This is a genomic window from Pseudactinotalea sp. (assembly GCF_048594945.1).
Taxonomy (GTDB): domain Bacteria; phylum Actinomycetota; class Actinomycetes; order Actinomycetales; family Beutenbergiaceae; genus Pseudactinotalea.
Window position 1 is genome coordinate 1 of record NZ_JBMDXJ010000403.1, and the last position, 4,178, is coordinate 4,178.

Annotated in this window: 3 protein-coding genes; 1 reads left to right on the forward strand and 2 read right to left on the reverse strand. The window is 70.8% G+C overall.

Going from position 1 to position 4,178, the window contains the following annotated elements; genetic code table 11:
• Positions 1–4 precede the first annotated feature (4 nt).
• Positions 5–154, forward strand: coding sequence for a helix-turn-helix domain-containing protein (locus tag ACOJSN_RS18350; protein ID WP_420113937.1), 150 nt, complete (start codon positions 5–7; stop codon positions 152–154).
• Positions 155–245: 91 nt separating this feature from the next.
• Here the strand turns inward: ACOJSN_RS18350 and ACOJSN_RS18355 are convergent, their stop codons facing one another.
• Together ACOJSN_RS18355 and ACOJSN_RS18360 are read right to left on the reverse strand one after the other, a co-directional pair.
• Positions 246–1,085: a TIGR03560 family F420-dependent LLM class oxidoreductase gene (locus ACOJSN_RS18355; RefSeq protein ID WP_420113935.1), complete on the reverse strand. Its 840-nt coding sequence runs from the start codon at positions 1,083–1,085 to the stop codon at positions 246–248.
• 69 nt (positions 1,086–1,154) lie between these two features.
• Positions 1,155–4,103 (reverse strand): helix-turn-helix transcriptional regulator, encoded by a 2,949-nt coding sequence (locus ACOJSN_RS18360; protein ID WP_420113936.1) that lies wholly within the window; start codon positions 4,101–4,103, stop codon positions 1,155–1,157.
• Positions 4,104–4,178 lie beyond the last annotated feature (75 nt).

The following is a 4,178-nucleotide window of genomic DNA, read 5'->3' on the forward strand; positions in this document are numbered from 1 at the left end:
GCTGCTGCAGACCACCGACGATCCCGTTGCCGCGATCTCGCGAGCGAGCGGGTTCAGCGACCTGTCGAACTTCGGCAGGACCTTCCGCCGCCTCATGGGCATGTCGCCACGCGAGTTCCGCTCCGAGACTCGGGGACTGCAGCCAACGAACTGACCACTCGGTGCGGCCCGCGCCAGCCCCGCTACCCGATTTCACTGACGAAACATCACATGACGTTTCGTCAGTGAAATCGGGTATGGGCGGCTCAGCCCAACTCGCGGAACCGCGGCAGCATGGCAGCGAGGCGTTCGCCGTCGGCCACGGGGCCGGGGGTACGGGCGATGAAGATGATCTCCGTCGCTCCCCGAGCCACGGTGTCGGCGACGAGACGGACGCACTCGTCCTCGCCGTCGGGCAGTCGGAGCTGGACCGAGCGGCGGATCTCGGCCGGGTCGCGACCGATGGAGGCGCAGTGCGCGTCGAGCGTGGCAGAAGCGTCGGTGAAGTCAGCAAGGTCGGCGCCGGTCCAATTCCACACGTCGGCGTGCTCGGCCACGATGCGCAGGGTGCGGCGGCGGCCACTGCCGCCGACCCAGAACGGCAGCGGCTGCTGCACAGGCTTGGGCTCGGCGACGAGGTCGGTCACGGCGTAGTGCTCGCCCGTGACAGTGGTGCGCTCGTCGTTCCAGAGGGACTTGACGATCGTGACCGCCTCCGCGAACCGGTCCAGCCGCGGCCCGGGTGCGCCGAGCTCCAGACCCATCGCATCGTGCTCGTACACGTTCCAGCCGGCACCGAACCCGAACTCCAGTCGGCCGCCGGACAGGTGGTCCACGGTCACGGCCATCTTCGCGATCTCGGCCGGGTGCCGGTACGTGTTGCCGCTGACCATGCAGCCGATCCGCACCCGCGAGGTCGCCACCGCCATCGCGGCCTGCAGCGTCCACGCCTCGAAGATGTCGCCCTCTTCGTCGTGGTCGATCGTGGCGAAGTGGTCCATCACCCACGCGTGGTCGAACCCGGCATCCTCGGTCAGCTGCCAGAACTCGCGGTACTCCGCCATGCTTGCGCGCTGGCTCAGCTTCAACCCGTACCTCAGTGTCATGGCGTCACCCTCCCACGCGCGCGATCTCACCGCATCCGTCGGAAGGATCAGGAGAGCGAGATATCGGGGTCAGATCAGGCCGCGTGACATCGCGACGGCGACTGCCTCGGTCCTGCTCGCGGCGCCCAGCTTGGCCATGACTCGGGTCAGGTGAACGCTGACCGTCTTCTCCGAGATGAACAGCTCGGCGCCGATCGCCCGGTTGGTCAACCCGCGGGCCACCCGCTCGAGCACCGACCGCTCCCGGGGCGTGAGCACGTCGGCGCTGCGGCGTACGCCGGGCAGCGTGACCTTGAACCGGCGCGCGGTCGCCTCGACCGCCCCACCGAGCGGTGCCAGCGCCATCTCCTTCGCCCACGTGTGCGCCTGCAGGATCTCGTGCTCGCCGGCGCGATCACCCTCGGAGAGCAGCGCCTCGCCGAGCCGCCATCGCGCGACAGCCTCCTGGGGTCGCTCGCCGTAGCTCGCCGCGTCGGCGACCGCACGCCACAGCTCGACGGCGCTCTCGCCGCGCTCCCGGGCGGCCTCCGCGCGTGCGCGTGCGAGCCACATCCGCCCCTCGATGCCGAGCTCCTTGCCGCGCGGTGCCCCGACGCGCGCGACCCGCTCCGCACGCTCCAGCAGGTCCGACGACGATGGTCGTGGCCCTCGTGCAGGTGCCTCACCGTGCGAGGCGCCCGCGACGTCAGCACGCGCCGCCAGCAGCATGGCGATCACCCGGATCTCGGCGAGATCGTCGGGAAACTCCGGGCTGACCAGGGCCGCACCGATCGCTTCCTCCACCAGGTCCGGCCGCCCCCGCCACAACCATGAGTGCACCACGCCGTGTCCGGTCATCGTCTCCCGGACCCGACCGGAGAGGATCTGCGCCGCCACCTGCTCGGCGGGTCCGAGCGCCGCAACATCGTCGTCGACGACCTGCCACTCGCCCAGCCAGGAGGCGGCGAGCACGCGCGCGGCGAGGGCCAGCGTGCGTTCGCCGGCGGGCACGGAGTCCAGTGCCGCCGTCGCGGCGTGCATCACCTCGGTGAACGCGCCGCGTCCGATGTTCATCAGCCACAGCAACCAGGTCAGCTCCCGCCCGTAGCCGGACCAGGTGCGGCCGTGCCGGGCCGCGACAGCAGCACCCTCGGTTGCGATCTCGACCGCCTCCGCGAGCCGACCGTGGTCGTACCGCAGGATCGCCATGTTGAAGTAGGCCCGGAGCTCGGTGTCGTCAGCACCGGCCGTCGCTGCCTTGTCGCGGGCCTCCTGCAGCCGCTCCATCGCCTCATCGACGTCGCCATCGTGCTGAAGCAGGAACGCGAGCGAGATCAGCGCATCGGCCTCGGGACCGGGTGCTCCCACCGCCCGCGCTTCGGCGATCGCACGGTCCACCAGCTCGCGCCGCTCAGGCAGGTTCTCGAGCCCGCCGAACGACATCGTCGACAACACCCACGCGCGCTCCGCCGTGGACGGCTCATGCTCGAGCAATGCCCAGGCCTTCGCGATCTGTCGCTCAGCCTCGCGCCACTCCCCGGTGCCGTACAGCAACTTGGCGATGCGGCGACGTGCACCCGCCTGCTGCAACACATCGCCGAGCTCGTCAGCCATGGCCACGCCCGCGCGAGCGTAGGACAGTGCCCGGTCGGTGCGCGCTGCCGCGGTGGCTTCATCGCAGGCACGCAGCACGAGGGTGAGCTCGTCGACGCCGGTGACCGCCTCAGGATCGGTGACGGCCGGCCACAGCTCAAGCCCTTTCTCCACATGCGCGAGCGCGTCGCTGTGCGCGGCGTACTCGCTGGCGACCGTGGTGGCCTCCAGACGAGCTTTGAGTGCACGTGGCAGATCTCCCGCCCGCGTGGCGTGGAACGCGATAGCCGCCTGCCAGCCCGAGGGCTGCTCCCGCTCGAGCACCGGCACGTAGGCACCGTGCAGCCGCGCGCTCTCGCCGGGCAGCATGTCGGCGAGGACAGCCTCGCGCAGCAGCGCGTGCCGGAACGCGTAGGCGCCGTCGTGCGCCACCACCAGCACGTGCGACTGCACGCACTCTCGCAGCGCGGACTCGATCTCCGATTGCGCCAGCCCCACCGCATCGGAGGCGACGAGCCCCTCGAGCGAGCTCGCCCACAGGTCCCGCTGCCCCACGATCGCCGCGCCGCGCACCACCCGCTGCGCGGCCGAGGACAAGCGCTCGATCCGATCGAGCAGCACCGAGGTGAGCACGTCGCTGAGCTCTGCGGCACCGCCACTCGCCGCGCTCATCAGCTCCTCGGCGAAGAACGCATTGCCCTCGGAGCGCTGGGCGACGTCGGCGATGACGCCCTCGTCAGCCTCGCCCGGCGGCAGCAACGCACGCGCGAAGGTCCGCGCCTCCTCCTCGTCCCAGGGCTCCACGTCCACCCGGCGCACACCACGCATCCGGGCCACGCTCGCGAGCCACGGCCGTAACGGGTGCTGCCTGTTGAGGTCGTCGGATCGGTAGCTGAGGAGCACCAGGATGCGACTGCTGCCGAGTCGCGCGAGCAGGAAGAGCAGGAGGTCGCGGGTCGAGGGATCGCTCCAGTGCAGATCCTCGATCACCACCAGGACCGGCTTGTGCTGGGCGGCCCGCACGAGGAGAGCGTGAACGCCGTCGAAGAATCGGACCTGGTCACCAGCCACGTCCGCACGGAGCAACCGATCGGTGCTCTCGACGATCTCGGGATCGTCGGAGGCCGCGTGCAGCTGCGACACGATCTCGAGCACCGGAAGGAACGGGGGCGCAGCCTGACCGAGGCCGAGGCAGTGCCCCAGGAGTACGAGACCGCCGCTCTCGGTGACCTCGGAGGAGATCTCCGTGATCAGGCGCGTCTTGCCGATCCCGGCGTCACCGGCGAGAACGACGGCCGCCGCCTCGCCCTCCGCAGCCTGCTCCCAGGCGTCACGGAGCGCACCGATCTCGGACTCACGACCGATGAGCGGAGCGGTGAGGGCTGGCGTCGCCACATCCGGCATCGTCTCACGCAGCGCCGACACCGCGACGGCCAGCGCCGTCATCAGGACGCCCCGGGAATGCCGACGGCCCCCTTGGTTAGCACCCATCGGGCCGGGCGGTCGGGACCGCCCCGGACG